This is a genomic window from Pseudomonas sp. I8001 (assembly GCF_013385345.1).
Taxonomy (GTDB): Bacteria; Pseudomonadota; Gammaproteobacteria; order Pseudomonadales; family Pseudomonadaceae; genus Aquipseudomonas.
In genome coordinates, this window is the sequence record NZ_JACAQC010000010.1 from 126,931 (window position 1) to 152,017 (window position 25,087).

The 25,087-nt window shown below is 55.4% G+C and carries 24 protein-coding genes and 1 tRNA gene; 11 read left to right on the top strand and 14 right to left on the bottom strand.

The features are described from left to right. The first annotated feature begins 1 nt into the window (after position 1). Positions 2 to 952, top strand: coding sequence for an alpha-E domain-containing protein (locus HX839_RS10145; protein WP_004371204.1), 951 nt, complete (start codon positions 2 to 4; stop codon positions 950 to 952). Next, positions 949 to 1,752 (top strand): transglutaminase family protein, encoded by an 804-nt coding sequence (locus tag HX839_RS10150; RefSeq protein WP_177067009.1) that lies wholly within the window; start codon positions 949 to 951, stop codon positions 1,750 to 1,752. The genes HX839_RS10145 and HX839_RS10150 overlap by 4 nt, the downstream gene beginning before the upstream one ends. Before the next feature lie 202 nt (positions 1,753 to 1,954). Here HX839_RS10150 and HX839_RS10155 read toward each other — a convergent pair whose 3' ends face one another. Beyond that, positions 1,955 to 2,758, bottom strand: coding sequence for a cytochrome c (locus HX839_RS10155; RefSeq protein WP_177067010.1), 804 nt, complete (start codon positions 2,756 to 2,758; stop codon positions 1,955 to 1,957). A gap of 681 nt (positions 2,759 to 3,439) precedes the next feature. Between HX839_RS10155 and HX839_RS10160 the strand changes: the two genes are divergently transcribed. From HX839_RS10160 to HX839_RS10170, 3 genes are all read left to right on the top strand, one after another. Beyond that, positions 3,440 to 4,645, top strand: a complete 1,206-nt coding sequence (locus HX839_RS10160) for an acetyl-CoA C-acetyltransferase (RefSeq protein ID WP_008434901.1) — start codon at positions 3,440 to 3,442, stop codon at positions 4,643 to 4,645. 16 nt (positions 4,646 to 4,661) lie between these two features. Beyond that, complete coding sequence (locus HX839_RS10165; protein WP_177067011.1) at positions 4,662 to 6,809, top strand: 3-hydroxyacyl-CoA dehydrogenase NAD-binding domain-containing protein; 2,148 nt, start codon at positions 4,662 to 4,664, stop codon at positions 6,807 to 6,809. Between the two features lie 203 nt (positions 6,810 to 7,012). Further along, on the top strand, positions 7,013 to 7,741 hold the full coding sequence (locus HX839_RS10170; protein WP_087692757.1) for an amidotransferase: 729 nt from the start codon (positions 7,013 to 7,015) through the stop codon (positions 7,739 to 7,741). A 165-nt stretch (positions 7,742 to 7,906) separates the two neighbouring features. Here the strand turns inward: HX839_RS10170 and HX839_RS10175 are convergent, their stop codons facing one another. The 3 genes from HX839_RS10175 to HX839_RS10185 form a co-directional block, all read right to left on the bottom strand. Then, on the bottom strand, positions 7,907 to 8,878 hold the full coding sequence (locus tag HX839_RS10175; protein WP_004371189.1) for a magnesium and cobalt transport protein CorA: 972 nt from the start codon (positions 8,876 to 8,878) through the stop codon (positions 7,907 to 7,909). Between the two features lie 71 nt (positions 8,879 to 8,949). Continuing rightward, positions 8,950 to 9,705 (bottom strand): 1-acyl-sn-glycerol-3-phosphate acyltransferase, encoded by a 756-nt coding sequence (locus HX839_RS10180; RefSeq protein ID WP_004371188.1) that lies wholly within the window; start codon positions 9,703 to 9,705, stop codon positions 8,950 to 8,952. Between the two features lie 215 nt (positions 9,706 to 9,920). Then, positions 9,921 to 10,610 carry a crotonase/enoyl-CoA hydratase family protein gene (locus tag HX839_RS10185; protein WP_102604813.1) on the bottom strand — a complete coding sequence of 230 codons (690 nt, stop codon included), beginning with the start codon at positions 10,608 to 10,610 and terminating at the stop codon, positions 9,921 to 9,923. Between the two features lie 333 nt (positions 10,611 to 10,943). Between HX839_RS10185 and HX839_RS10190 the strand changes: the two genes are divergently transcribed. Continuing rightward, a tRNA-Ser gene (locus tag HX839_RS10190) sits at positions 10,944 to 11,033 on the top strand. Between the two features lie 379 nt (positions 11,034 to 11,412). Here the strand turns inward: HX839_RS10190 and HX839_RS10195 are convergent. The 3 genes from HX839_RS10195 to HX839_RS10205 all read right to left on the bottom strand — a co-directional run bounded on the left by HX839_RS10195 (position 11,413) and on the right by HX839_RS10205 (position 14,399). Continuing rightward, positions 11,413 to 13,008, bottom strand: a complete 1,596-nt coding sequence (locus tag HX839_RS10195; RefSeq protein ID WP_177067012.1) for a YecA family protein — start codon at positions 13,006 to 13,008, stop codon at positions 11,413 to 11,415. A 102-nt stretch (positions 13,009 to 13,110) separates the two neighbouring features. Continuing rightward, positions 13,111 to 14,022 carry a hypothetical protein gene (locus tag HX839_RS10200; protein ID WP_177067013.1) on the bottom strand — a complete coding sequence of 304 codons (912 nt, stop codon included), beginning with the start codon at positions 14,020 to 14,022 and terminating at the stop codon, positions 13,111 to 13,113. Between the two features lie 125 nt (positions 14,023 to 14,147). After that, positions 14,148 to 14,399 (bottom strand): helix-turn-helix domain-containing protein, encoded by a 252-nt coding sequence (locus tag HX839_RS10205; protein ID WP_071493917.1) that lies wholly within the window; start codon positions 14,397 to 14,399, stop codon positions 14,148 to 14,150. Between the two features lie 110 nt (positions 14,400 to 14,509). On the opposite strand from HX839_RS10205, the gene HX839_RS10210 reads away from it, so the two are divergent. After that, entirely contained in the window at positions 14,510 to 14,815 is a 306-nt protein-coding gene (locus tag HX839_RS10210) for a hypothetical protein (RefSeq protein WP_071493916.1), read from the top strand. 329 nt (positions 14,816 to 15,144) lie between these two features. After that, a complete protein-coding gene (locus tag HX839_RS10215; protein ID WP_177067014.1) occupies positions 15,145 to 16,029 on the top strand; it encodes a hypothetical protein in 885 nt (294 codons plus the stop codon). 537 nt (positions 16,030 to 16,566) lie between these two features. Here the strand turns inward: HX839_RS10215 and HX839_RS10220 are convergent. Beyond that, positions 16,567 to 16,860: a hypothetical protein gene (locus HX839_RS10220; protein WP_177067015.1), complete on the bottom strand. Its 294-nt coding sequence runs from the start codon at positions 16,858 to 16,860 to the stop codon at positions 16,567 to 16,569. A gap of 152 nt (positions 16,861 to 17,012) precedes the next feature. Here HX839_RS10220 and HX839_RS10225 point away from each other — a divergent pair, with 152 nt between their 5' ends. From HX839_RS10225 to HX839_RS10235, 3 genes are all read left to right on the top strand, one after another. After that, the gene (locus HX839_RS10225) at positions 17,013 to 17,849 is read left to right on the top strand and encodes a DUF4393 domain-containing protein (protein WP_177067016.1); all 837 of its coding nucleotides are present in this window, start codon (positions 17,013 to 17,015) and stop codon (positions 17,847 to 17,849) included. Positions 17,850 to 18,092: 243 nt separating this feature from the next. Next, positions 18,093 to 18,308 (top strand): hypothetical protein, encoded by a 216-nt coding sequence (locus tag HX839_RS10230; RefSeq protein WP_177067017.1) that lies wholly within the window; start codon positions 18,093 to 18,095, stop codon positions 18,306 to 18,308. 129 nt (positions 18,309 to 18,437) lie between these two features. Then, entirely contained in the window at positions 18,438 to 19,016 is a 579-nt protein-coding gene (locus HX839_RS10235; protein ID WP_177067018.1) for a recombinase family protein, read from the top strand. 365 nt (positions 19,017 to 19,381) lie between these two features. On the opposite strand, the gene HX839_RS10240 is transcribed toward HX839_RS10235, so the two are convergent. The 6 genes from HX839_RS10240 to HX839_RS31825 form a co-directional block, all read right to left on the bottom strand. Continuing rightward, positions 19,382 to 21,073: a hypothetical protein gene (locus HX839_RS10240; protein ID WP_177067019.1), complete on the bottom strand. Its 1,692-nt coding sequence runs from the start codon at positions 21,071 to 21,073 to the stop codon at positions 19,382 to 19,384. Positions 21,074 to 21,270: 197 nt separating this feature from the next. After that, positions 21,271 to 22,755, bottom strand: a complete 1,485-nt coding sequence (locus HX839_RS10245) for a site-specific integrase (RefSeq protein WP_177067020.1) — start codon at positions 22,753 to 22,755, stop codon at positions 21,271 to 21,273. Positions 22,756 to 22,992: 237 nt separating this feature from the next. Beyond that, positions 22,993 to 23,262 (bottom strand): hypothetical protein, encoded by a 270-nt coding sequence (locus tag HX839_RS10250; protein WP_004371186.1) that lies wholly within the window; start codon positions 23,260 to 23,262, stop codon positions 22,993 to 22,995. Positions 23,263 to 23,591: 329 nt separating this feature from the next. Continuing rightward, entirely contained in the window at positions 23,592 to 23,945 is a 354-nt protein-coding gene (locus tag HX839_RS10255) for a gamma-glutamylcyclotransferase family protein (RefSeq protein ID WP_008434891.1), read from the bottom strand. A gap of 18 nt (positions 23,946 to 23,963) precedes the next feature. Beyond that, the gene (locus tag HX839_RS10260) at positions 23,964 to 24,626 is read right to left on the bottom strand and encodes a M24 family metallopeptidase (protein ID WP_004371178.1); all 663 of its coding nucleotides are present in this window, start codon (positions 24,624 to 24,626) and stop codon (positions 23,964 to 23,966) included. A gap of 157 nt (positions 24,627 to 24,783) precedes the next feature. After that, positions 24,784 to 25,059 (bottom strand): hypothetical protein, encoded by a 276-nt coding sequence (locus HX839_RS31825; RefSeq protein ID WP_177067021.1) that lies wholly within the window; start codon positions 25,057 to 25,059, stop codon positions 24,784 to 24,786. Between the last annotated feature and the right edge of the window lie 28 nt (positions 25,060 to 25,087).

Here is a 25,087-nt window from a genome sequence, read left to right on the forward strand (position 1 = left end):
TATGTTGAGTAGAACTGCCTCGGATTTGTATTGGATGTCACGCTACCTGGAGCGCGCGGAAAACCTCGCGCGGATGCTCGATGTCAGTTATTCGCTGTCGCTGATGCCCCAGGACGGGCGCGGCGATGGCCTGCATGAACTGGCGATGCCGCTGCTGATCACCGGCACCCTCGACGATTACCGCGAGCGCCACGGTGAACTGCACGCCGAACGCCTGCTGCACTTCTTCGCCCTGGATGCGGCGAACCCGGCCAGCATCTACAGCTGCCTCGGCGCTGCACGCGCCAGTGCCCATGCCGTGCGTGGGCGAATCACCGCCGACATGTGGGAAAACATCAACGCCACCTGGCTGGAGATTCGCGACATCGCCCAGCAAGGCCTGAGCCGCTACGGCATGAGCCGGTTCTGCGAGTGGGTCAAGGAACGTTCCCACCTGTTCCGCGGTGCCACCTACGGCACCATCATGCGTAACGACGCCTTTCGTTTTATTCGCCTGGGCACCTTTATCGAGCGCGCCGACAACACCCTGCGCTTGCTCGACGCCCGCTATGAAATGGCCGGCGACCAGGCCGAAGCGGTCACCGATGGTACCGCCCATGCCTACTATCAATGGAGTGCGTTGTTGCGGGCGTTGTCGTCGTTCGAGGCCTACACCGAAATCTACCGTGATGCCCCCGGCGCCCGACAAGTCGCCGAGCTGTTGCTGCTGCGCGCCGACGTGCCGCGGTCGCTGCGGGCCTGCAGTGAAGAGATCGACCAGATCCTTGGCAGCCTGCCCGGCATCAACGGTCGCCCGGCCCAACGCCTGGCAGCGGAAATGGACGCACGCCTGCGCTATACCGCCATCGACGAAATTCTCGAGGAAGGCCTGCACGCTTGGCTGACCGACTTCATCCCGCTCGTGCGCGAGCTGGGCGATGCTATTTACAGTTCCTACCTGGAGGCGGCATGAGACTTTCCATCAGCCACGAAACCACCTACCACTACGAAGACCAGGTGCGTGCCAGCATCCAGTACCTGCGGCTCACGCCCCACGACAGCGAGCGCCAGCATGTCCTCAGTTGGCAGTTGGACTTGCCCCGGCCGGTACGGGCGCAACTGGACCCGTTCGGCAACATCCTGCACGTGTTGACCCTGGACGAGCCCCACGAAGCCATCATCATTGGCGCCCGTGGCCAGGTGGATATCGACGAATTGCGCGAGGCCGAACATGAAAGCCAGTCGGCCTTCCCGTTCCTGCGCTGCACCCGGTTGACCGAGCCGGACGAGGCCCTGCGCAGCTTTGCCGAAAAGCATTGCCATCAACGCCGCGACCGCAGCGCATTGATCGACCTGATGCACGCGCTGAACCAGTACATGACCTATTCGCCGGGTTCTACCGAAGTCGACACCTGTGCGTCCAAGGCGTTTGCCGGGCGTGCCGGGGTGTGCCAGGACCACACCCACGCCTTCCTCGCCTGTGCCCGCAGCCTGGGGATTCCGGCGCGTTATGTGTCGGGGTATTTGTACAGCGAAGACTGCGAGCACCTCGCCAGCCATGCCTGGGCTGAAGCGTGGCTGGATGACGCCTGGTACAGTTTTGACGTGACCAATCAACTGGCGCGGCCGGAGCGGCATTTGAAGTTGGCGGTGGGCCTGGATTACCTGGACGCCTGCCCGGTACGAGGCATGCGTCGTGGGGGAGGGCATGAGCAGATGCATGCCAAGGTATTTGTAGCGCCGACACCGGTGATTTCGGTGCAGCAGCAGTAGGATCCCGGGAGAGGGCTTTGTGTAGCAGGTAAGCTCTCCGTGCCAGGAAAGCTTTTTGTGGCGAGGGAGCTTGCTCCCGCTGGGCCGCGAAGCGGCCCCAAGGCATGCCCCCGAGTTCTGTCTGGAGAAATGCGATTGCCTGATTGGGGCTGCTGCGCAGCCCAGCGGGAGCAAGCTCCCTCGCCACAGGTTTACCCGAGCCTTAAGGCTGCTTTCTGCCCGCCATATGCTTCAAATACCCCACCAGCAGATCCAGGTCCGCATCCGGCAGCACGCTGGTGGCAAACGCGGGCATTTTCGCCTGTGGCCAGTGCCGCATGCTTTGCGGATCGCGGATGTAGCGCTTGAGGAAATCCCCGGCAAAATATTCAGTGGGGTTGTAAGGAATATTCAGGTCCGGCCCCACCTGCGCATCGCCGGCCCCGTTCAGGCGATGACATGCCAGGCAGTTCTTCTGGAACAGTGCGAACCCCTGATTCACCGGGTCATTCGCCGCCAGTTTCGGATCCGGCAACAACGCCGGGAAGCGCTCCGCCACCGTCTTCAACTGCTTGATCCCGGAAATCTGAAACGGCCACTGCTCAGGGCTGATATGCCCGGCTTGTGGATCGGTCCACACCATATAAAACGGCCCGGCACTGGGCTTGCCGTCTGCCAGTGGCGGCCACGGATGCGCCGGATCTTCCACCGCCAGCCAGGCCCGCGCGCCGCTTTTTGATAGCAGCGGTGCCGCCGTCAGTTCCGCGGCAAAGCCGTCGAGGGCCACTGCCTGCAGATGATTTTCCGGCGTGATGCCCGGCAACAGCGCTGCCAACGGCACTGCGCGATAGGTCATATTGCGCTTGTAGGAAACGTCATCAACGATCTGCACCGTCTGCACATCCGGACGCTTGAGCAGTTCGATGGTTTCCCAGGTTTTGCTGGCGTGATCCAGCTCGACGGTCAATTTCGCGGCGTGCGCCGGCAAGGCCAGCAGCAGGATCAGGAGGACGATGATCTGTTTCAAGGAAGGGCCACATATCGGAAAAGGCGGTGGAACTCACGATACCGCAAAATCACAAAATCTCGGCGCGCAAAACGGCAGCCCCTGACGGGATCGCTATACGCAATATCCCGAAAGGCGCTGCCAAAGGCTGCGATCCTGGCGCTGTGTCTGCGCAGAATATGGGGTGTGAGAGGTCACCCAATGACCTTGGTGAGGTTGGGCAAGATCAGAATCAGGGTGGTGGCGAACAGAATAAGTCCCGCCTGACGTACTTTCGAATGCTTGAACATGGCTGACTGCCTTTTGTTGTTATTCCTGAGCGTCAAATGCGTGCCGGTCGATTCAACTATGACGGTGCTACATGACTCTTTTCTTACAGTTCCTACAGGTGCTCCAGCAAAACCCGGCAGCAACCTTTAACTTCTCTTACAGATTCAACCTTAGAGCCCTCGTTCTACATGGCTTAGATCCATTTCGTCTCATCACCTGAAGAAAACTTATTAAAAAGGCATGAGGCCAATTGCCAGCCAGACGCCAGCCCTACGGCTAGACAGCTAAAACGATTAATCAGCCGATTCCCGTAGCCTCCTACCGTTCGTCTGAGCGTGAGCGTCAAGGTCAATGAGCGGTTCGGTCATTGAATCCGGCGCCCTGGCGCCTAAGGTAAGGACACGATTCGTTGCATAGTGATTCGAGGACGTCATGACCCAAGCTTTGATCTTTGATGCGATACGCACGCCCCGGGGCAAAGGCAAGGCGGATGGCGCCCTGCACAGCGTCAAGCCGGTGAACCTGGTGGCCGGTTTGCTGACGGCACTGCAACAGCGCACCGACCTCGACACCCGGCAAGTGGATGACATCGTCCTGGGCTGTGTCACACCGATTGGCGACCAGGGCGCCGACATCGCCAAGACCGCCGCCTTGGTGGCGGACTGGGATATCAGCGTCGCCGGTGTGCAGATCAACCGGTTTTGCGCTTCGGGCCTGGAAGCCGTGAACCTCGGCGCGATGAAAGTGCGCTCCGGCTTTGAAGACCTCGTGGTGGTGGGCGGCGTCGAGTCCATGTCCCGAGTGCCCATGGGCAGTGACGGCGGCGCCTGGGTGCTCGACCCGCAAACCAATATGCACAGCCACTTCACCCCGCAAGGCATCGGTGCCGACCTGATCGCCACCCTGGAAGGCTTCACCCGCCAGGACGTCGACGCCTTTGCCCTGCACTCACAGCAGAAAGCGGCGCGGGCCAGATCAGACGGTTCCTTCAACAAGTCGCTGATCGCCGTGCAGGACCAAAATGGCATTGTGCTGCTGGATCAGGACGAATTCATCCGTGCCGACTCCACCCTCGAAGGCCTGGGCAAACTCAAGCCCAGCTTCGAAATGATGGGCCAGATGGGCTTCGACGCCACGGCGTTGCGAGTCTATAGCCACGTCGAGCGCATCAACCACGTGCACACACCGGGCAACAGTTCCGGGATCGTCGATGGCGCGGCGCTGATGCTGATCGGTTCTGAAGCCAAAGGTCGCGAACTCGGCCTGCAACCCCGGGCGCGGATCGTCGCCACCGCTGTCACCAGTACCGACCCCACCATCATGTTGACCGGCCCGGCACCGGCAACCCGCAAGGCACTGGCCAAGGCGGGTTTGCGGGTTGAAGACATCGACCTGTTCGAGGTCAACGAAGCGTTTGCGTCGGTGGTGCTCAAGTTCATCAAGGACATGGGCATCGACGCCGCCCGGGTCAACGTCAACGGTGGCTCCATCGCCATGGGCCACCCGCTGGGCGCCACGGGCTGCGCGATTCTCGGCACCTTGCTTGATGAGCTGGAGGTACGCCAGCAGCGTTATGGCCTGGCCACCCTGTGTGTCGGCGGCGGCATGGGTATCGCCACTATCATCGAACGCCTCTGAGCCTAAGGAATCAGTCATGACCGATGCCATTCGTTACGAAAAGGGCCAGGACCAGATTGTGGTGCTGACCATCGACATGCCCGGCCAGAGCGCCAACACCATGAACGGGCTGTACCGCGAGGCCATGGCCGCCACCGTCGCCCGCCTGGACGCCGAGAAGGATTCGATTGCGGGCGTGATCATCACCTCGGCGAAGAAGACCTTCTTTGCCGGCGGCGACCTTAATGAACTGATCAAGGTCGACAAGCCCCACGCCAAGGATTTCTACGACAGCGTGCTGGTGCTGAAGGCGCAACTGCGCACCCTGGAAACCCTCGGCAAACCGGTAGTGGCCGCGATCAACGGCGCAGCGCTGGGCGGTGGCTGGGAGATCTGCCTGGCGTGCCAGCACCGTGTGGCGCTGGACCACAAGTCGGTACAGATTGGCCTGCCGGAAGTCACCCTCGGGCTTTTGCCGGGTGGCGGCGGTGTGGTGCGCATGGTGCGGATGCTGGGCCTGGAAAAAGCCTTGCCCTACTTGCTGGAAGGCAAAAAGATTACGCCGCAGCAGGCGCTGCAAGCCGGGTTGATTGATGAGCTGGCGGCAGACCGTGACGAGTTGCTGGCCAAGTCCCGGGCGTGGATTCTGGCCAACCCCGAGGCGAAACAGCGCTGGGACATCAAGGGCTATCAGATCCCGGGTGGTACGCCGTCCAACCCGAAAGTCGCGCAAATGCTTGCCATTGCGCCATCGATCCTGCGCGCCAAAACCAACGGCTGCTTCCCGGCCCCGGAGAAAATCCTCTGCGCCGCCGTGGAAGGTGCCCAGGTGGATTTCGACACGGCGCACTTGATCGAGACCCGCTACTTCACCGAGCTGGTCACCGGGCAAGTGGCGAAAAACATGATTGGCACCTTCTGGTTCCAGCTCAATGAAATCAATGCCGGCAGTTCGCGGCCCAAGGGCTTTGCGCCGTATGTGACACGCAAGGTCGGCGTGCTCGGCGCCGGGATGATGGGCGCGGGCATTGCCTACGTCAGCGCTTCGGCGGGCATTGAGGTGGTGCTTAAGGACGTCAGCCAGGCGGCGGCAGAGAAGGGCAAGGCCCACTCGGCCACGTTGCTGGACAAGAAGGTCGGGCGTGGGCAATTGACCGCCGAACAGCGGGAAACCATCCTCGCGCGGATTGTTCCTACCGAATCCGATGCTGATCTTGCCGGCTGCGACCTGATCATCGAAGCCGTCTTCGAGGATCGGGAACTCAAGGCCAAGGTCTTGGCGGCCGCGCAAAACGTGGTGGGTGCCGAAGCGGTGATCGCCTCCAACACCTCCACCTTGCCCATCAGCGGGTTAGCCACCGCCGTTCCAGACCAGGGCAAGTTTATCGGCCTGCATTTCTTCAGCCCGGTGGACAAAATGCCCCTGGTGGAAATCATCAAGGGCGCCCGCACCAGCGACGAAACCCTGGCGCGGGGGTTCGACTTCGTACTGCAAATCAAGAAAACCCCGATCGTGGTCAACGACAGCCGCGGCTTCTTCACTTCAAGGGTGTTCGGCACCTTCACCAATGAAGGTATCGCCATGCTCGGCGAAGGCGTGGCCGCACCGATGATCGAGACCGAGGCGCGCAAGGCCGGGATGCCGGTGGGGCCGCTGGCGGTCTCTGACGAAGTTTCCCTCAGCCTGATGAGCCATATCCGTCAACAGACGGCCAAGGACCTACAGGCCGAGGGCAAGCAGTTACCGCAGCACCCGGCGTTTGCCGTGATCGACCTGTTGCTCATTGAATACAAGCGCCCGGGCAAGGCGGCGGGTGGCGGTTTCTACGAGTACCCGGCGGGCGGGCAGAAACACCTGTGGCCGGAGCTGAAAAGCCGCTTCGAAAAGCCCGGCCAACAGATCTCGCCGCAAGACGTGCGCGACCGCTTGCTGTTCATCCAGGCCATCGAAACCGTGCGCTGTGTGGAGGAGGGCGTGTTGATGTCGACGGCAGATGCCAACGTTGGCTCGATCTTCGGTATCGGCTTTGCCGCCTGGAGCGGCGGGGCGCTGCAATTCATCAACCAGTACGGCCTGAACGATTTCGTCGCCCGCGCCCGCTACCTGGCCGAGCAATATGGTGAGCGCTTCACGCCGCCGGCGCTGCTGTTGGAGAAAGCTGCACAGGGTGAAGCGTTTCGGTGATCCAAATGTGGGAGCGGCGGTGCGACGATTCGACTTGCTCGCGAAAGCGGTGGATCAGCTAACGAGTGTGTTGACTGACACACCGCATTCGCGAGCAAACCCGCTCCCACATTGAGCATGGCGATGGGGCTTGCCTTGGAAGGGTATTTCAAGGCAGGCTCTGGGGGTGTTCATTATTCCCATCGCCGTGTCAGGTATTTTTTATGTCGTTACGCGTGTGCATCCTGGAAACCGATATCCTGCGTCCTGGGCTGATCGATCAGTACCAAGGGTACGGGCAGATGTTCAAGCGCCTGTTCTCCAAACAGCCGATTGCCGCCGAGTTCGTCATCTATAACGTGGTGCAGGGTGAATACCCGGCGGATGAAGAAGTGTTCGACGCGTACCTGGTGACGGGCAGCAAGGCCGACTCCTTTGGCACCGATCCGTGGATCCAGACCCTCAAGACCTACCTGCTGGACCGCCATGCCCGCGGCGACAAGCTGATCGGCATCTGCTTCGGCCACCAGTTGCTGGCGCTGCTGTTGGGTGGCAAGACCGAGCGGGCGACCAAGGGCTGGGGCATGGGCATCCATGACTACAAACTGAACGCCAAGGCACCGTGGATGAGCCCGGTGGTGGAAGAACTGACGCTGTTGATCAGCCACCAGGACCAGGTCACCACCTTGCCGGAAAACGCCACCGTGATCGCCTCCAGCGAGTTCTGCCCGTTTGCGGCGTACCACATTGAAGACCAGGTGCTGTGTTTCCAGGGCCACCCGGAATTTATCCACGACTATTCCCGCGAGTTGCTGGAGATTCTTCAGACAACGCTGGGGGAGAAGGTCTACACCAACGGTGTGGCCAGCCTGGAGCGAGACCATCACGGCGTTACCGTGGCGGAATGGATGATGCGGTTTGTGGCGCACAAACCAAAAGCAGGAGCGGCCTGAAACCGTCCAGGGCAAGAAGCACGCTCTTCAAGGCAAAGCAGATTAATGTAGGAGCTGGCTTGCCTGCGATAGCATCACCTTGGTGTAACTGACAAACCGAGGTGCCTGCATCGCAGGCAAGCCAGCTCCCACACTTTTGATCTTCAGCAAATTGAGCTGGGTTTGTTACAGCCAGCCTGAACGCTTGAAGCTGGCCCACAAACTTGTACACCCCACCGCAATAAACCCCAGCACCGCAAAATAGCCGTAGTGCCATTGCAGCTCCGGCATGTTCTGGAAGTTCATCCCGTAAATCCCGGCCACCGCCGTCGGGAACGCCAGAATCGCTGCCCACGCGGCAAACTTGCGTTGCACCACGCTTTGGCGCGAGGCTTCCAGCAACACCCCAATCTCGATGGTCTGGCTGGCGATATCCCGCAAGGTGGTCAGGTCTTCCATCTGCCGGGTGACGTGAATCTGCACATCGCGAAAGTACGGACGCATGTTCTTGTCGATAAACGGGAAGCTCAGTTTCTGCAATTCCTGACTGATCTCCACCATCGGTGCCACATAGCGCTTCAGTCGCAGCACATCGCGGCGCAGGCCGTGGAGCTTCTGGATATCCGCTTCACTCAGGGAGTTGCACAACACGTTGCGCTCCAGTTCATCGACCTCGGCATGAATCGCCTCGCTCACCGGCTGGTAGTTCTCGGTAACAAAATCCAGCAGCGCATAGAGTACGAAATCTTCCCCATGCTCCAGCAACAGCGGTCGCGCCTCACAGCGCTGGCGCACATAGCCGTAGGATGCCGAGTGGCCGTTGCGGGCGGTGATGATGTAGCCGTTGCCGGCAAAGATATGGGTTTCGATAAACTCCAGCTTGCCGTTATCGCGCACCGGTGAGTAGGTCACGATAAACAGCGCGTCGCCGAAGGTTTCAAGCTTGGGCCGGCTGTGTTTTTCCAGGGCGTCTTCGATGGCCAGTTCGTGCAGGTTGAACTGGCGCTGCAGGTTGGCCAGTTCCAGCGCGCTGGGCTCCTCCAGGCCGATCCACACAAAGTGGTCAGGCTTGGCGGCCCACGCGGCGCCTTCGTCGAGGGTGATATCAGTGACTTTCTTTCCGGCGCTATAGACGGCGGCCGCAACAACTCTACCCATAGTGCTGATCGCTTCTTCTTGAATGGCAGATGACAACTGTCAGGCAGCTTAGCTGCCCTGCCCAATCAGAGTCAGCAAATTCGGCGGGGTTCAGCCGTGATTGCAGGCGTGGTTTGCAGCTCGCGGTCCATCGCCTCGATGCAGTCGCGCATTTGCTCGCGACAGGTCTGCATTAACAGCGGCATGTCATCCATCGTCAGCCCCTTCGTAGGAATCGGCGGCAACGAGCGAATCAGAATATCGCCACTGTTCCAGCTATTGAGCTTCATCTGCTTCACATAGGTGCTGACACACACCTGCACAATCGGCACGCCTGCGGCGATCGCCATCTGGAACGCGCCTTTCTTGAACGGCAGCAGGGTTTCACCGAAGTTGCGCGTGCCTTCCGGGAACACCCAGATCGAGGTGTCGGCATGCTGCAAGGTGTGGGTGGTGGTCAGCATCGAACGCCGCGCCTTGTGCGCATTGCCCCGGTCAATCAACACATTGCCCGCCAGCCAGAACAACTGTCCGAACAACGGCACCCACTTCAGGCTCTTCTTGCCGATACACACCGTGCGGTACGGCACCACGGTGCCGAACACAAACAGGTCGTAGTTGGATTGATGGTTGGCGATGATCACGCAACTGCTGGGCTTGTTACGCAGCGAGTCGACATCGGCCTTCACTCGCAGGCGCAATAGCCACATCGCCGGCACCGCATACAGGCGCGCGCAGTAACGGCTGTTGTCCGGATTGAACGGCCGACAGATCCCCAGCAGCACGCCCAGTACGCCCGCAATCATAAAATGCAGGCCCATCAACAACATGCGTAACAAAAAAAGCATCGACACGGCCCATCGGGACAAAAGGTGGCGCAGTGTACGGATGTGCACTGTATTCGGCAATTGCCCCTATAGAGTCAGGAGATAGGCGATGTTTAAGCGCATGTTTCAACATGCTGTGACAGACACTGTTTAGAGCGGTTGTAGGCAATCCGGAATTCTTTGTAAGAAAAAGCCCGACTCAAGGTCGGGCTTCGATTCAGCAGGCGTAGGTTTGATTAACCCAAGTGCCCCTGATCCTGAATGATCGCGTCATCCAGGGCTTCCAGCAGCGCCTTACGCACCTTCAGCTTGGTGTGCTTGTGGGCGTTCATATTGATCTTCTTCAACTGGCGAGCCGCTTCCAGTGCGGCTGCCTGCAACGCTTCCGGCGCCACCACCTTGTCCAGGAACCCGGCGCTCAACGCGTCCTGCGGGTTAAACATCTCGGCATTGATCACCGAACGGTGGAACGCCGACTTGCGCAGACGATCCCGCGCCAGCTCGATCCCGGCGTGGTGCATGGTCATGCCGATCATCACTTCATTCAGACCAATGCTGAACGGTCCGTCTACACCGATCCGGTAATCCGCCGACAACAGCAGGAATGCCCCCTTGGCCACCGCGTGCCCGGGGCACGCCACGATCACCGGGAACGGGTGCGACAACAGGCGGCGGGCGAGGGTCGAACCCGACGTCACCAGGCTCACCGCTTCTTTAGGGCCGGCGGTCATCACCTTCAAATCATAGCCACCGGACAAAATCCCCGGCGTGCCCGTGATGATCACCACCGCCCGATCCTTCTCGGCCTGATCCAGCGCTTGATTAAACGCACTGACCACTGCCGGCGAAATGGCATTCACCTTGCCGTTGCTCAGGGTCAGGGTCGCGATACCGTCTTCGAGGTGGTAGGCAATCAACTCACTCATGACGCGATTCCTTGTAATGCTTGTAATAGAAGGACAGACGGCAGACGTTACCCACCGCGCCCGCCCTGGTAAAGCGCCATGACTGACTACCCAGTCAGACTTTTCCCCCATGCCCGCCCGCAGGCGGCCTTCGGCAAGGCGCAGCAGCTACTATAGACAAGCGCCGTGAGTGCCCGAGAATGGCAGAATCGCCGTGGTGCGCATGGCGCCACAGAGGGCTGGAACGGCATAACCGCCTAAGCGCATGAAAATTCTGAAAAAAACCTTTGCCATCGGAAAAGCTTTCGACTACATTAGCGCGCCTCGACAGACTGAATCAGTTTGACGAGATACGGTGAAGTGTCCGAGTGGCTTAAGGAGCACGCCTGGAAAGTGTGTATACAAGAAATTGTATCGAGAGTTCGAATCTCTCCTTCACCGCCACATTTAGAAAAGCCCGTGAATTCAGTTACTTAGAGTTCGCGGGCTTTTTCGTTTGTACTACTCAATTGTACTACTCTCGCTCTACGTCGCATTCCCTCTCGACACTATGCAGCTAAGGCGATCCAATCCATCGTCGACAACGTTTTTGGTTTTACTCCTGACTGGCAGGAATCGGCCAAAATCAGCCACTCGCGTACGAATTCGTTCGGCCCAGAGACGGCATTTGGAATGACCAGTCTCGACTGCGGAAAACGGTTGTTCAGCCGTTGTGAGAAATGGCATGAGCTGATTCGTTGGGACATTCCATGCTCATTGAAGGGCGAGGAAGCTCCTCGTTCTCAGGCGCTAAAGTATTGTGGAGCTATACCCGGATAATGGCTCACATCTTTTCCATTTGGGGCGTCATCATTGCGCTTGCCATTCGAGCGCAGTACTCGTCGGCCAAATCCTCTCGGGTCATCTCCTTCAATCGTTCAACGTCAGGTGCATGCCCCATGAGCTCAATCAGCTTCTCTTTTGTGCTGCTCGAGTATGTTTCCCATAAGAAGTCGAACCAGTCCAAGCCGGTCTTCGGAGACGAACGGCCAGCATTTTTATCAATAACGCCGAAAAAGGTCTTAGGGTGCTGGATGTGAGCCTTTAGTTCATCTTCCGTCAACGGAATCTTGACTATGAAGCGCTGTTGATCGTCCGTGCGAACGAGACACGCTGCCTCTCTCCACGTTGGTATAACGACGCAACTCTCTACCGTAGCCTCTATCTGTGTTCCGTTAGGTGCTGGCACTTCCATCCGCTGACCAACCTGTAGCCGTGTCTTGGAACTTCCGTCTGAGAACGCCTCAGTCTCTCCGTCGAACGTAGTGGGAATGCGCCGGTGCTTATGCATGGACTCCAGTAGCGCAAACACTGGCGCATGCTGACGCCTAGTTTTGACCTGCTGAAGCAGGGTTTTGGGCCCAGGGTGAAGATCTTCGAGGTGAAAGCCCCATAGCAGCACTCCAGAAGGCAGATCAATAGCATCAAGGTGATGCTCCTCTGGCTCGTACGTGACTATGACATACGCCTGCGGAAGCGTTTGCCCAACCGGATCTCGCTCATATAGCTTTAAGAGGTTTTCAGCCTCTACAAGCGCTACTGGATTAGGTTGGCCCCTGCCCAGTTCCAGTCGCTCGTCATTTGTGTCAATGAAAACAATGCGAGGATGATCCGACTTTTTGCTCAAAGCGCGATTCATTTGTCTGTTGATTTTCATCCGCCTGCCTTCTCGTCGCTTGGCCTCAACGGCGTAGATCGCACCGGACTTAGCGTCAGTGGCAATGAACTCAACGTGGGTACTACGTCTGTCAGTTTCATCTTGGGGTTGCAGGCTGAAGCCTGCCCGAAGCAGGGCGGCAGCGACTCGCACTTCATACAACGCGCCGGGGAAGTTCTCCGCGCATTTGATTCGGTCGATAAGCAATTTCTCGACCTCAATGGCGTGCTTCAGGCTGTAGAGGTCATATGCGAAGCGCATATAGGCACCTATGGCCCCCGTCATCGGCTGAGCAACACCTGGCCCAGTCTGTTCCATGTGAGCTTTCGAATGCTCAGAGCTGCGGACGGCCCAGGTGAGAATGCGATGTCGCTCTTCTGGAGGCTTGCTTACCTCTGACGTCCACCATTCTCTGCCCAAGACGATCCTCGGGTAGTCGTTCAGGAAGTCGTGAAACGTTTTCCAATTCTGTGAGAAATGCATCGTGTTACCGACGGCTATGACTCTGTGATCATGGAACTTAGTGGAAATGATCGACCTACCAAGGCCCTGCTGCTCACGCCTTTGAAACTCACGGGCTTCATGATGAGCGAGTTTCATCTGCATCTGCTCGTACATTCGCGGTACATTCGGCCCGAGACCGTCGACAGACCCATGACATTTTTTGAGCTTGCGGCCGCTACCGCAAGGGCAGGGATCATTTCGACCAGGCTTGTTGCGCATCCGCACAGGCTTCCCGTCAGGTGGAGTTGAGCGCCACGAAATGGCTGCTTGCAGCAGGTGTCGAAGCTGCCCGTCTAGCCAGAACGGCTGGGGCCAGTTGGTTTATGTCGCGGGCTCAGAGTCAATCGTACTTACATGGTCCCACTCGTCCTCCCGCTGCCCCCAAGCCTTCGTATCCACGATAATAGAGTCATCCTCCATTACTAATGAATCACCGGTAGGGTCCTCGACAGAGCAGGTGAGGCTGCAGCGAAACTCAAACGAATCATCTTGCAAGTGGCCATCACCGCGCCGAACATCCGAGTTAGATCCCCACTGCAGTTGAACATTTATAAACCCGGCTGCAAATAAATGAACAGTGTCGTGGGTGATCCGCTCTACCCCGCTGATATTGACACTGACGTCTTCCAGCGAATAATGATGAGCTACGCTATCCAACGCCTCGAGAGAGTCAGAAACGACCTCGTAGATAGCCTGGTCTTCGATCGCTTCATAAAGGCTGTGAGCTATGCGGCTGCGACAGTTAACCATCGCCATTCCCAACCCTCGTAAGGCATCAAGTGATTTTTCGACAAGCATTTTGACCTCCTGACCAGGAAGGTTGAAGGTTGCCTCTTCTACGTGCGTGTACTTGCTCAACTCGGTTAGCGAGTCTCGGATCGCCTTGCGTTCTTGCGACAGATCAAGCTTCAGCTCCTTTGCAACGTATTCGTCTGAAAGTCCTCCCTGAACCACGTACCGAGCGTGCTGGATCTTCGTGACCCCATCTCTAATGTGAGGCAGCTGAATCTCGTCCTTGTACCAAGGACACTTCAGGACCTCTGCCTTGGGGGCCCGTTTCATCAGAATAGAGTTGGTCAGCTCCCGCAGTGCGTAGGCGAAGTTGTTGAAGCGGAGCTTATTATCTACGTCTTCCAAGTTTCGGAGTGCTGCGGCATAGAGACTGTGATGGAATTCATCCGTCCCCAGCAGCCAATCTACTGGATCTTCGATAGCGATCATTTCGTCAATCATGCGTCAGCAGCCTTCTCGGTAGTCATCGCCCTTGGTTTTGACCGACGTTAATGCCAGTCACCCTCGAAAATGTGATGAAGCTCATAGCTAACACTTCGAGGATACGTTTGGTCGTATGTATAGCCTCATCCTTCCTCTGCTAGTAGTTCTTCAAGGTCAATTGCCAGTTTCGTAAGCTTAACTCCAAGGACGTTGCACAGATCGCGTACCTGTACTACATCCAGGCGGCGCGTCCCACTCTCAACGTCACTCATGAAGGATTGCGGGCGCCCCAGCGCTTTTGAGCACTGGACCTGGGTCAGACCTGCCTCGTCTCGGTATTTCTTCAGCAGTGACAAGAGCACAGCGTGCTCATGTCTGTAGATCGTTTTAGGCATGGTCGTCAGCTATGGAGATTAGCTGCTCAACCTATATCTGCTTTTCAGATATCTGAATTTCAGATATTTTGTCCGCTCGACACTCCAGTGTTTATTAGGTGAGCACAGTCATGAACGAACGAATCTACGTGCTGAACGGCCAGAAGAAGACCACCAATCACATTCTGCATCTCCTCCTTTGCATACCTACAGTCGGGTTGTGGCTAGTGTTTTGGTTTCTTGTCGCCATGCAGAATAGTAGGCATAACAAAAGAATTGATAAGAAGATCGCTCGAATACTGGAGCACAAAGAATCTGGGAAGTCCGACGTGGAAGCGTACCAAGCTATTCGCAACGAGGATCAATACAAGAACAAAGTATTGTTGATCATCATTATCGTGATCGTTTTCATTGTCTATCTGAACTCTCGTCACTGAGTGGCGTTGGCTAAGAAAGGGGGGGCGAAGTTGCATTTGTAAGCCTCTGCTGGCCTCTTAGTCGTCGCGTATGCTGTAAGGCGAAGTTTGGGCTGCCTGCCAAGAGTAAGGCTCTCATATCGCACTACAGGGGCTTGAAAGTGTAAAGTTGCTTGACAGCTATGGTTTTAAAATGCATATTAGCCACTTTCCAGAAAACCAGAACCGAACGATCTCGACTTGCCCCAGTGCAACGTCAGGCGTTGGTTTCTTGCCGTCTGGAAAATGACCCAACAACTTACCCGAGGCATTCGCCTATGAATTGAACTACCACACAGGAGCCGAACAGTATGCGTACGTTTACCCTTCGTTTGACCCCCGGCACAATCGCTGCCAACCAAGACACTATTGCCCCCACCATTGATGAACAGATTGTTGAGCTGCATCGGCAGGGCATTTCACGCCGGAAGATCGAGCAGCGCTTAGGTGTAACGGAACATCACGTCCGGCGTCTCACTTCTGGTGTAGTAAAAGGGCAAAAGTCATCTAACGACCCTTTCGGTCGTGCAGTTGCGAAAGCCTACCCCTTGGCTGTCAGCCCACTTGGCATCAAGGATTATCAGTTTCACAGCATCATGTTTCAATGCTATGGATCCACCTGGAACTCCCAGGAGGGCAAGCGCGAAGGTGGCTACGACAAAGACTGTGCGAGCCGTGTGCGTATGCGTATCCGGGAGATTGCAGCTTCAAGAGGTGAGGTTGCCGTATTCCTAATGGATTGGTTTGATGCCCGCGCCCCCGTGGAATGCAACCGTAAAATTCGCGAATGCGCCGTGACCCTTGCCCAGCGATTGCAAGATGTCGTCGACGAATACATGGCTGCCTGTGGGGTTGAGCTGATTGTCGATGAAGGTTCGACCAACCAATTCGAGGGCGACCGGCACCTCACTGAGTTGGCAAAGCAAAGGAAGGCCGCACGCTCGCACATTCTGAAGCTGGCAATCCCTGAGGTTGGGTCGGAACCCATCACCGTGTTGGTTGAGCGTGCAGAGGAACAGGCCAACGACCTTGGCCGTATGCCAGACGCAGTGATGGGCAAAGTCGATTCCTACGATCGGTATTCCCTGGAACCGACTGGTAGCAACCCGTTCCTTGACTACGTTGAGGATCAGGGATGGCTCAGGCCCGAGCACTACGCCGAGGTGGAAGAATCCATCGCCAATCTGGGCTACTGACCAGCTCACCCCAACCGCGCGAACAATACTAAGGGGGTGGGTGTTGTGGTGTTTTTGCTGGGATAACGGAGTTATCGATTGTTACGTTGCTGTGCTGTCGCCCAGTGCGGAGCACTACGGTGGACTCACACGTGGATTGCCGTTAGTCGTATCGTCCCGATTCCGGATCAGCCCACCAGTAAATACATCCAGCATCACCACAACCCAAAATGCTGTTGCTCTTGATCTGTTGCACCGAAGGTGATGGGCAGCAGTTGTCAGCGAGCGCTGACGGAGTACTACTGAATGCGTTCGCATTCGTCTATGCACGAAAAATCTAAGAGCAAGATCAAGGGCCGAAGCGGTTCTGTAGTGATTTCTTTATGTATGGCTTCGGTTGGACTGGAAGTCCTGTGGTGATACGTCCACCGGAAGTTGGAATAGATGTGAGGCGAATCAACTTCACAGCTCGCGCTGTTATCCCTGCACCAGTTATGCAGGCCCATAAGGTAACGTATGAAGCTTGTTCATAACCGTTGGTAGCGTTGCTGGGGGAGATTAGTTCGATAAGTATTCGTGGGCAGTCCAAACCGTGATGCCTTCGTCGATCACCTCGACTTCGGAAGCGCTAAGGATGTTCAAGTCGAGGACAATTACCCGGTACGCCTTCTTGGTTAATCCGCAATCGTCGACAAGTTTGTTTACTCCTTGGGCGATGTACTTCATCTGCTTGTCGTAAGCTTCTGATGATGGGCAGACGAGCGAGCCTTTCTTGAGTGTTCGGGGAGCCGCGAAAGCATTGGCAGACAGGACAAGCGCTAGGCTAAGCACTACTAGTCTCATGGCAATCATACGCAATCCCTACGTTATTGATGCTGATGTGCCATCAATTTACTCCACCGGTTTGGAAGTCACAATAGATTCAATGGCGGCGCCCCTTTCTGGAATCCACTGCACATGGCATTCTGCCTCCCACAGCCATCATAAGGATCAGGGGTAGGGCGATGGGCGAAGAATCTGGCGGTGATACAGAGGTAAAAGGGACAATCGAGGCTGTGACCGGATTGGTCAAGGCTGTGCCCATCTACGAGGATATGGTTCAGCCAGTCGCCAAGCAGCTTGGTAAGTCGCTGGAAACCGTTGGTAAGGTGATCAACGTCGCGCTCGCTCCTGTCGGCATACTGGTCTGGGGTTACGACAAGTGCCAAGAATTCATACAGACCAAAGTTGCTGATCGCCTGAAGGATGTCCCGCCTGAAGACATCATCACACCCAAGCCAAATGTAGCTGGCCCTGCAATCGAAGCCCTTCGCTATACAGGGCACGAGGAGTCGTTGAGCGACATGTACGCCAACCTTCTGGCGTCTGCCATGGATAAGAATACAGCTGACGGGGCTCACCCGGCATTCGTTGAGATCATCAAGCAGTTGACTCCGGATGAAGCCAGGTTGATCGCGTATTTTATGGACTCTCAACCCTTTCCAGTTGTATCAGTCAGGGCTGACAAAAAGGAGTCAGGGAAAGGAGGTTTCGACATCGCCGTGAACGTGTCGCTTTTTGGCGAGAAGGCGGGGGTCACCCTCCCTAAACTTGTTCCCGCATACCTCGATAATCTTGGACGTCTGGGGCTAATTGACATTCAGCAGGCATATACCTACACGGATAAGTCACTGTATGAGGAACTAGAGACCTCTAGCCAAATTGCATCGTATCGAGAGCATGTGGCCGCGATAGACCACACATTCACTTTGTTGCGCGGAGGATTGGCGGTCACAAATCTTGGTAAGCAATTTGGAAGCGTCTGTGTTGTGGGTAGGCAGGCAAATACTGCTAAAACCTAGGGGAAACCCATCCAATACCTGCGTGCCAACTGGCTCTTCGCTCAAGGTGGAAAGCTTGTAGCACGTCTATAAGCCAGTATTCTCGTGGCTCGTGGAGAAGGATGGTTAAGCATTCCACCGTGATGTCGTTCGAATCGAGGTTTTCGCAGCAGAATGCCAGTTCTGAGTATCTGTGACACTCTGCCACGGCTAGTTGTCGGATGGTCTAGGGTTTCATCACCACATCTCCAAGGATGCACCGATATGCCCGCCAAACCAGAAGCCGCTGTCCTCGTGGCCGACCTCCTGACGTTGTTCTGGGAAAATCAATTGGGCATCGCTGCTTCAATCGAAGAGCTGGGCGTATGGGTCAAATCCCAAGGTGGGGATGACGCTCATTTGAAGGCCGTAGAGGCATTGGAAGCGCTTGACAGAAACGCCAGCGCCATTGCTGATGGAATCACGGCATTGCGCGGATAGTATCATCAAACGACCGTTAAACGATACCGTCTGTCGGATGCTTTGTTGGTATCAAAAAAATAGCTAACATGATTTGATGATCCTATTGTATGGTGATCCCACGTTTAGCGATACCACGGAGTTGCCGCCATGTCCCGTACGTTCCTTTATGCCCGCGTCTCGACCTCGGGACAGTTCACCGAGAACCAGACCCAAGAGGTCAAAGCGGCAGGCTTCGATGTGCAGGCTAGTCGAGTGGTCGAGGAGACTATCTCGGGCAGCATTGCCGCAAGTGAGCGTCCAGGGTTCAAGAAGCTGCTGGACCGCATGGAAGGTGGAGACGTGCTGATCGTGACCAAGCTTGACCGCCTTGGACGTAATGCAATGGATGTGCGTCAGACCGTTGAGAGTCTAGCTACTGCTGGTATTCGCGTTCACTGCCTCGCCCTGGGCGGGGTAGACCTAACATCACCAGCGGGCAAGATGACCATGCAGGTGTTAGGGGCTGTAGCTGAGTTTGAGCGTGACTTGCTGATCGAACGGACCCAGCAAGGTTTGATGCGTGCAAAGGCTGAGGGCAAAAGGTTAGGTCGGCCAGAGGCTACATTTACCACTACAAGCGTGCAGATACAGAAGTCATATAACAAGACTCAGGCTCAAGTAGCTGCTGATCTTGGAATCGGTATTGCCACTGTGAAACGTCACTGGAACAAGACCAACGCTCTTTAACAACTTGAATGTAGCAGTGCTCGTACCTCATGCGGGCATTCTTACGACGTTTATAAGTAAACTTCGTCAGATGACAGGTGCAATGCCGCTCGTAAGCTCCTGTGGTGCCGCTGGATGTGCTATGTAAGCAATGGTTCTGCGTGGGTAGCTGTAAGCAGGTAAGATGGCCTCGCAGGGTCTTACGGTAAGTATTAGATCTATAGACTTATTTCTATAAAGATCGACTCTAGCATGTGGCGTATTGGTGACCGTTCAATACTTGGGAGAAAACTGACAAAATCTCGCCAGTATTATTTCCTAGCCAAGAATCGAGAGCGCTGTAAAAGTTGCACTTTGTCCGACGAAGCGGGCCAGGTCTGGTAGAACTAGCGTCGGTATAGAGTTTTGACAATCCAATCTTTGAGTTTGAATGTGTAGTGGATGAGAGTCAGTAAACCCGCCACAACGATCACTGAACTGCCTATCCCGTATACCTTTGCGAGATCGTCATTTTCAGGCGCCACTTCAAAGTATTTTGCCAGTGGCTGCATCAGTTCAGGCGAAAGCGTTGCAGATGCAATTACTCCGAATATTAGTGTAATTCGGCGAGTATAGGATTCTGACTTTATTTTGTCGTCTAGTTCTAGAGCTTTGCGGACAGTCTCAGTCTTTTTGTGCAGCAGTTTATAGATCGTTGTCAGGTGGTCGCCTTTTTGTATTTCTTCTATGTATTTAGCAATTTCGCCATATTTGTGTGCAGATAGAAGAGTTTCTTCAAAGTCTAGAATTTTAAGCTCCAGTTTGGCAACATCCATCGCTGTAGTGCAATTGTCTAACCCTAACGACGAGTAGGAGTAATAGGTTAGGATGTAGTGCGATGCTTCATTAAGTACCTGGATGTCAGAAGTCAAATTGTTGAACGTGTAAGTAGAGTGATTTTCTATGAGATCTTGTACCTGTGTTCCTGCGAGCATTAATGACACAGGCTCTGTGTAAAAATTATTGTAATCGTCCGGGCCCCTCAGATCTTTAGGGTTTAAGTCTGGATGGGAGCTCGTTTCGGGGAGATAATTTCGCGCCAACACGCTATCAACTAGTTGCTTGTGCTTTGCCCAATTGTCTGATGAGCTGCACTTTTGTTGGGAGTGCGACCTGATGTAGATAATTGGTTTCCCCCGCCAGTGCTGACCTACGGAGTCGTCTTTGTATTGACTGCTGTACCAGTTAATACGGGTTTGAACCGCTCCCAGCGCGATGGTTCGTGCAACGACTGACAAGAGGTTTCGTGCAATGTCAGTTAGAGTAAATTGGTCTGTATGTACTAGTTCGTAAACAGTTAGACATTCATCTGCGAATTCAATTTTTTCGGGCGTACCAAGCGCCAGGTCAATGATACTTTCAAAAGATTTTCTCTGTGCTAGTCGATCTCTTCGCGTCATTTGAGAAATCTGAGACTCAGTACAGGCGAGGTGAAGTTCCTTTTCGCAGAGGACAGACACTATATTTCGTCGGGATTTGTTAACCTCGTTGTGTACTATTTCTGGGATAGTCGAGTCTTCGAATTCTATTACGGTCGGTAACGATATGCTTAGTATCCCTCCTACATATACTCGGATGTACGGAACGATAAATTCGTGGCCATCATCGCCTTCACATTGTATTGCGATTGGTCGCATGAAAATTCTTGCGCTTTCTGTTGGGAATCCATAGGCCGCGTTGAACAAGTGCTTGTCAGACAGAGTTAGGTTTAAAGCTGTCGACAGTGCAAAAATATTAGAGTCGCCGGGGTTGGCGTTTAGGAACTCATTGTGGCCAGTTACTGTTATTGCTTGCTCAGTTATGGTGGTCTCAATGTCTATTTGTTTGGATCGTAATCGGCCATTTTCTTTAAAGAACATTCTGCCGCTGCTGGTAAGCGCAAAACTAAACGCATCGGATTCGGCAAGTATTTCGCACATCCCTTCAAGATTTACGTTCCCTGTAATCTTGGATGAATATAAAAAAGTTGCGGTGCCGGAGTATGTGTTCTCCTCGTTTGAGGTGTTTTCAATACTGGGTTCTGTATTGGGTAAGCTCATCAACTAGTCTTCCTTGTAGCTAACGAATCAGCCGGAGCCGTTTTCCAACGATGATCGCATGGAACGTAGCTATCAGCTACGAATCCACGGTTGAACAATGCTGATGCAACGAGGTGAGCGTACCGTTGAGGTGTTCCCGCTGGAGGGTTACTCGTGACCTACGGTCGAGGGTGATCCCCTGTCAGCGGAGCTGACTTTTAAACAGTCGGTAGGGTGGGCAGCTTCTTGATTGCCGCAAGCTTCTGTGTGGTGCTCGCACCCTTGGAATACACATCGTGCGTCACAGAACCTGTCTCATGCCCAACCAACTCTTTAGCGAGTGCGTCAGGCACATCCGCCCTGATCAGTTCAGTTACTACCGTGTGACGAAAGCTGTGGAAGACATGGAGCTTACTGAAACCTGCCGCCGTGCGCAGTCTGCCAAACGCCTTGGATATCGCGTGTGACCTTTTTCCATACTTGTCTGCCGACTCTGTAGGAATGAGGAAAGTGTCTGTGCTGTCCTTGCTAAGTCGATCTACAGCAGCCAACAGGCTTGGATGAATCGGTACCACACGCTTACTCGCCTTGCTTTTGCTCTTTGGAAAGTCAAAACACTGAACACCATCAACTGCAATCACGCTGTCTTTAGTCAGTCGGCAAAGCTCTTCAATCCTGGCCCCGGTGTACCAGCCCAACGCAATCAGGTCTGCAAGCGGTTGGTCATCATTGTCCAGCGCAGCACGTTGCAGCTTGAGAGTATCCGCCCGAGTGTAGATTTCCCTGTCCTTACCGGCTGTGTCTGCGCCCCCACCCTGTGGCAGATCGTGACCAACGAAAGGATTCACCTTGTCCTGATACATCTCGCGCCAACCCGAATCGTACTTCATCGCCCATTTCCAGAACGCAGTGCCAGCCATCAAATACTGACTCAGTGTCGCGGGTGCCCGGTCTAGGGATTTCAACCAAACGTCTACGGTGTCGAAGGTCAAAGGCAGGGAGTCTTTCTTCAGGAAGTCTGTCAGGCGTTCCATCTTCCCAACTTGCTGGTCCACGTGTTTCGGAGCGCCCCCACGACTCTCCCGGAATTCTCGAAATGCCTTGAGTCTGGCGGGCGTGATGGGTGACTTTGGTTTATGGGCATCTGGCGCCGCTAGTATCTGTAGCGCCTCTGTCTCTTCCATTGGGGAGAGTCCTTGGTTTGCACCAAACACCTTCGCCATGAGCTGCTGCGCCATTTCTGTAGCAAAGTCGATGTTAGCCACTTCGCCATCCATGCCTGTCATGGCGTAAACCCGGTCTGCCTTCTCACGGCGTTGCTTGCCCTCTGGCGAGTCGTCAAAGAGCCCCCGGTAAAGAGCTTCAACATCCTCAGGGGCGAACGCCAATGGTTCGTCAGCCTCCCCGAGGGCGACGTCTGTTTTGAGCTTGCGTGTGGCCTGTGCAAATCCATGAGCCACGTTTGCTACCGGCTCTTTCCAAGCCTCACCCCGCGCTGCTCGTTCCCCTCTGGCCTGTGCAATCTGCGCCTTCCATTCGGCTAGCACCACCAAGCGGCGTTCCATGGCTTCGGAGCGTAGGCCGGTCTGTAGTGACCGGATGAGAACGGTCTTGCCGCCCATCGCCGCCCGGACATCAGCAGGTACAGCAAGTCTGCAATACCATGTGGATTCGCCGCGTTTCTGGATCAGGTTGTCGGCCATGGGGTCACGCTGGAGAGGAGAGTGGTACAGCGAATTGTACTACTCAATTGTACTACTATCCAAGCTGTAAGCCCCGTAGTGCGGGGTTTAATGGCCTGTAGGTGCGGTTAATTCGAATCTCTCCTTCACCGCCAAATTCGATGTAAACAAAACCCCTGGTTTCGAGAGAAGCCAGGGGTTTTGTGGTTTCTGGGGTTTGAATAGGTGGTTGTGCCAGGGAAAATTAAGCCAATGGGTTTAGGAACACTGCGTAGCCATACGTCGCCCAATAACATCCAGCAAATCACAACCATCGCGCAATGGAATTGAACACAGCAGCGAAAAATCGCTAAGTACAACCGTATCGCTGCTGATTTCCGCACGCAGTGCCAGATTTTCAAGAACTTGAGTAACAGCACGAATTCGATACCCAGCAGCGTCCAGCAAAACGTCCAGCGGCGCAGTGGTATCTACAAAAAGGGCAGGTGTCTCGCAATCGTTACTGGTGAGGGCCATGTATTGGTTCATGCGTGAATCTCCGCTTGCTTAAGGAGAGCTGCCACACATTCGTTACCAAACAAAAGGGTGGCAGCTGTACGCAGGTTGGCGAACCGGACAAATTGGAAAACCGGCAGACCCGAAGGTCTCCCACGCACAGCTACCATCGAGCAGCTTATTGCGCGTAGGGGCATCCCGCAAACTTAGCCGGGAGGCCTCTGCCAATTTGTAGTCGAGTCGCCAAACCCGAGTCGCTATGAGAGCGACCGGCGAACTATATGCCCCACCTCACAAACCCGGCAGGGCATGCCTTCCGATTGATCTGTAGGAAATCACTCCGACTGACCAACTGCACGCCCTCAAGCCTGCACATACACCCAAGCCGTCAACCCCGAAGCCAACCCCACCGAAACCCGCTTATAGTCCGACACTTCATACGCATCCGCCGCCGCCAGTTCCTGCTCGGTAATCTGAAACACCATCCCTTCAACACTGTCCTCATTCCGCCCGCTCGGCGAAACAATCGGATGATGGGTCTTGCCACTGGCCGCCAACACCTCAGGATCGGTAATCTCCACCCAGCTTGTCGAATACCCCAGCATCGCATCCTGCTGACCCACCAACTCCCGCCCAAAGTTGGCCAGCTGCACTGCCTTGTCCTGCAACGTGCCGTAGGAAAACAACAGCACGGGAAATTCGGTCGAGCGTTCCATCTTTATTCCTTGAAAAAGTTAAGCCAGCAAATCTTCGTAAAACGCACCATAAGCCCCGCTCGGGTGCGCGATCTGTATCTCCAGAATCCACAGCCCTTCATTGGGATACTGGTCAAAGTCCCCAAGATCACCGCCACGATAAATCGCATGGGGGAAATCGCTGACGCGGTGCCCTTTGATGTCCAGGTTCAGCATCCAACCCATTTCCTTCGCTTGCTCTTCGGCAAAACGATACAGCTCCAGGCCGACGACTTTGTCGTTCCTCCAGCGCCGCTCAACCCGATCAAACAGCTCTTTTGCCGCGCTCGCACATGCCTTCATCTCGGGGTCGTTACCGGTGCTGAATGTCGCCCCCGCATCACCTTCATGGCCTTGCCACACGGCGCCCATGTCGATGAAGTAGATGTCGTTTTCCCCCAGCACCGGGTCGCCGTCGGAGCGTTCCTTGAAGGTCTTGAGGGTGTTGGCGCCAAAGCGCACCAGCAGGGGGTGCCAGATGCGCTGCATGTCGAGGTCGGCGAGGACTTTTTTGCCGAGTTCGCGGGCTTCGGATTCGAGCATGCCGGGGCGGATGAGCTTGGACAGCGCTTCGATGGCGCGCCAGGTCATGGCCTGTGCGTAGCGCATTGACTCGATGCTGTAGGCGACGCCCACAGCTTCCTTGGATGATTGTGCGGTCACCGGCTTTTCCTCGGCTTTATAGTGTCAGGCGTTATGCGTTTTACTATATAGCGAGTAGGTGTAGGACCCCAAGCGGATATGCCGGAATATGCCGATGTTTTCTGACGCGAGGGGCTGGTGAATATAAGTGAGTCTAGGAGGAGGGGGTATCAGATGGTCAGTAGAAGATTCCCGCAAGATTGCCCTTTTCTACGAAGTCACGCGGCTCGCGTAAAATTTGCTCCAGAATTGAGAGTCTCGAGCTGCCTTCTTCGCGTAGAAGGGTACCGACGAGTAGGCCTCTTTTAAGCGTCGCGAGCCCTGCGCCCGCCTTTCGGCTTCCTGGATGCTCAAAGCTCCACTTTGCCAGATTTCCATCCAGAAGCTGTCGGCCCGCAGTGTCTCGGAAGGTTTTGTTTGCGAAGTCGTAATAAGCATTTCGTACCTCCGGCACGTTGCGAGCGATGGCGAGTTTTATAGTC

Excerpts from the sequence above, each read along its gene's own strand:
- HX839_RS10145 (WP_004371204.1), top strand. The coding sequence starts at position 2 with ATGTTGAGTAGAACTGCCTCGGATTTGTATTGGATGTCACGCTACCTG.
- HX839_RS10150 (WP_177067009.1), top strand. The coding sequence starts at position 949 with ATGAGACTTTCCATCAGCCACGAAACCACCTACCACTACGAAGACCAG.
- HX839_RS10160 (WP_008434901.1), top strand. The coding sequence starts at position 3,440 with ATGACCCAAGCTTTGATCTTTGATGCGATACGCACGCCCCGGGGCAAA.
- HX839_RS10165 (WP_177067011.1), top strand. The coding sequence starts at position 4,662 with ATGACCGATGCCATTCGTTACGAAAAGGGCCAGGACCAGATTGTGGTG.
- HX839_RS10170 (WP_087692757.1), top strand. The coding sequence starts at position 7,013 with ATGTCGTTACGCGTGTGCATCCTGGAAACCGATATCCTGCGTCCTGGG.
- HX839_RS10175 (WP_004371189.1), bottom strand. The coding sequence starts at position 8,878 with ATGGGTAGAGTTGTTGCGGCCGCCGTCTATAGCGCCGGAAAGAAAGTC.
- HX839_RS10180 (WP_004371188.1), bottom strand. The coding sequence starts at position 9,705 with ATGCTTTTTTTGTTACGCATGTTGTTGATGGGCCTGCATTTTATGATT.
- HX839_RS10185 (WP_102604813.1), bottom strand. The coding sequence starts at position 10,610 with ATGAGTGAGTTGATTGCCTACCACCTCGAAGACGGTATCGCGACCCTG.
- HX839_RS10195 (WP_177067012.1), bottom strand. The coding sequence starts at position 13,008 with ATGCGCAACAAGCCTGGTCGAAATGATCCCTGCCCTTGCGGTAGCGGC.
- HX839_RS10200 (WP_177067013.1), bottom strand. The coding sequence starts at position 14,022 with ATGATTGACGAAATGATCGCTATCGAAGATCCAGTAGATTGGCTGCTG.
- HX839_RS10205 (WP_071493917.1), bottom strand. The coding sequence starts at position 14,399 with ATGCCTAAAACGATCTACAGACATGAGCACGCTGTGCTCTTGTCACTG.
- HX839_RS10210 (WP_071493916.1), top strand. The coding sequence starts at position 14,510 with ATGAACGAACGAATCTACGTGCTGAACGGCCAGAAGAAGACCACCAAT.
- HX839_RS10215 (WP_177067014.1), top strand. The coding sequence starts at position 15,145 with ATGCGTACGTTTACCCTTCGTTTGACCCCCGGCACAATCGCTGCCAAC.
- HX839_RS10220 (WP_177067015.1), bottom strand. The coding sequence starts at position 16,860 with ATGATTGCCATGAGACTAGTAGTGCTTAGCCTAGCGCTTGTCCTGTCT.
- HX839_RS10225 (WP_177067016.1), top strand. The coding sequence starts at position 17,013 with ATGGGCGAAGAATCTGGCGGTGATACAGAGGTAAAAGGGACAATCGAG.
- HX839_RS10230 (WP_177067017.1), top strand. The coding sequence starts at position 18,093 with ATGCCCGCCAAACCAGAAGCCGCTGTCCTCGTGGCCGACCTCCTGACG.
- HX839_RS10235 (WP_177067018.1), top strand. The coding sequence starts at position 18,438 with ATGTCCCGTACGTTCCTTTATGCCCGCGTCTCGACCTCGGGACAGTTC.
- HX839_RS10240 (WP_177067019.1), bottom strand. The coding sequence starts at position 21,073 with ATGAGCTTACCCAATACAGAACCCAGTATTGAAAACACCTCAAACGAG.
- HX839_RS10245 (WP_177067020.1), bottom strand. The coding sequence starts at position 22,755 with ATGGCCGACAACCTGATCCAGAAACGCGGCGAATCCACATGGTATTGC.
- HX839_RS10250 (WP_004371186.1), bottom strand. The coding sequence starts at position 23,262 with ATGAACCAATACATGGCCCTCACCAGTAACGATTGCGAGACACCTGCC.
- HX839_RS10255 (WP_008434891.1), bottom strand. The coding sequence starts at position 23,945 with ATGGAACGCTCGACCGAATTTCCCGTGCTGTTGTTTTCCTACGGCACG.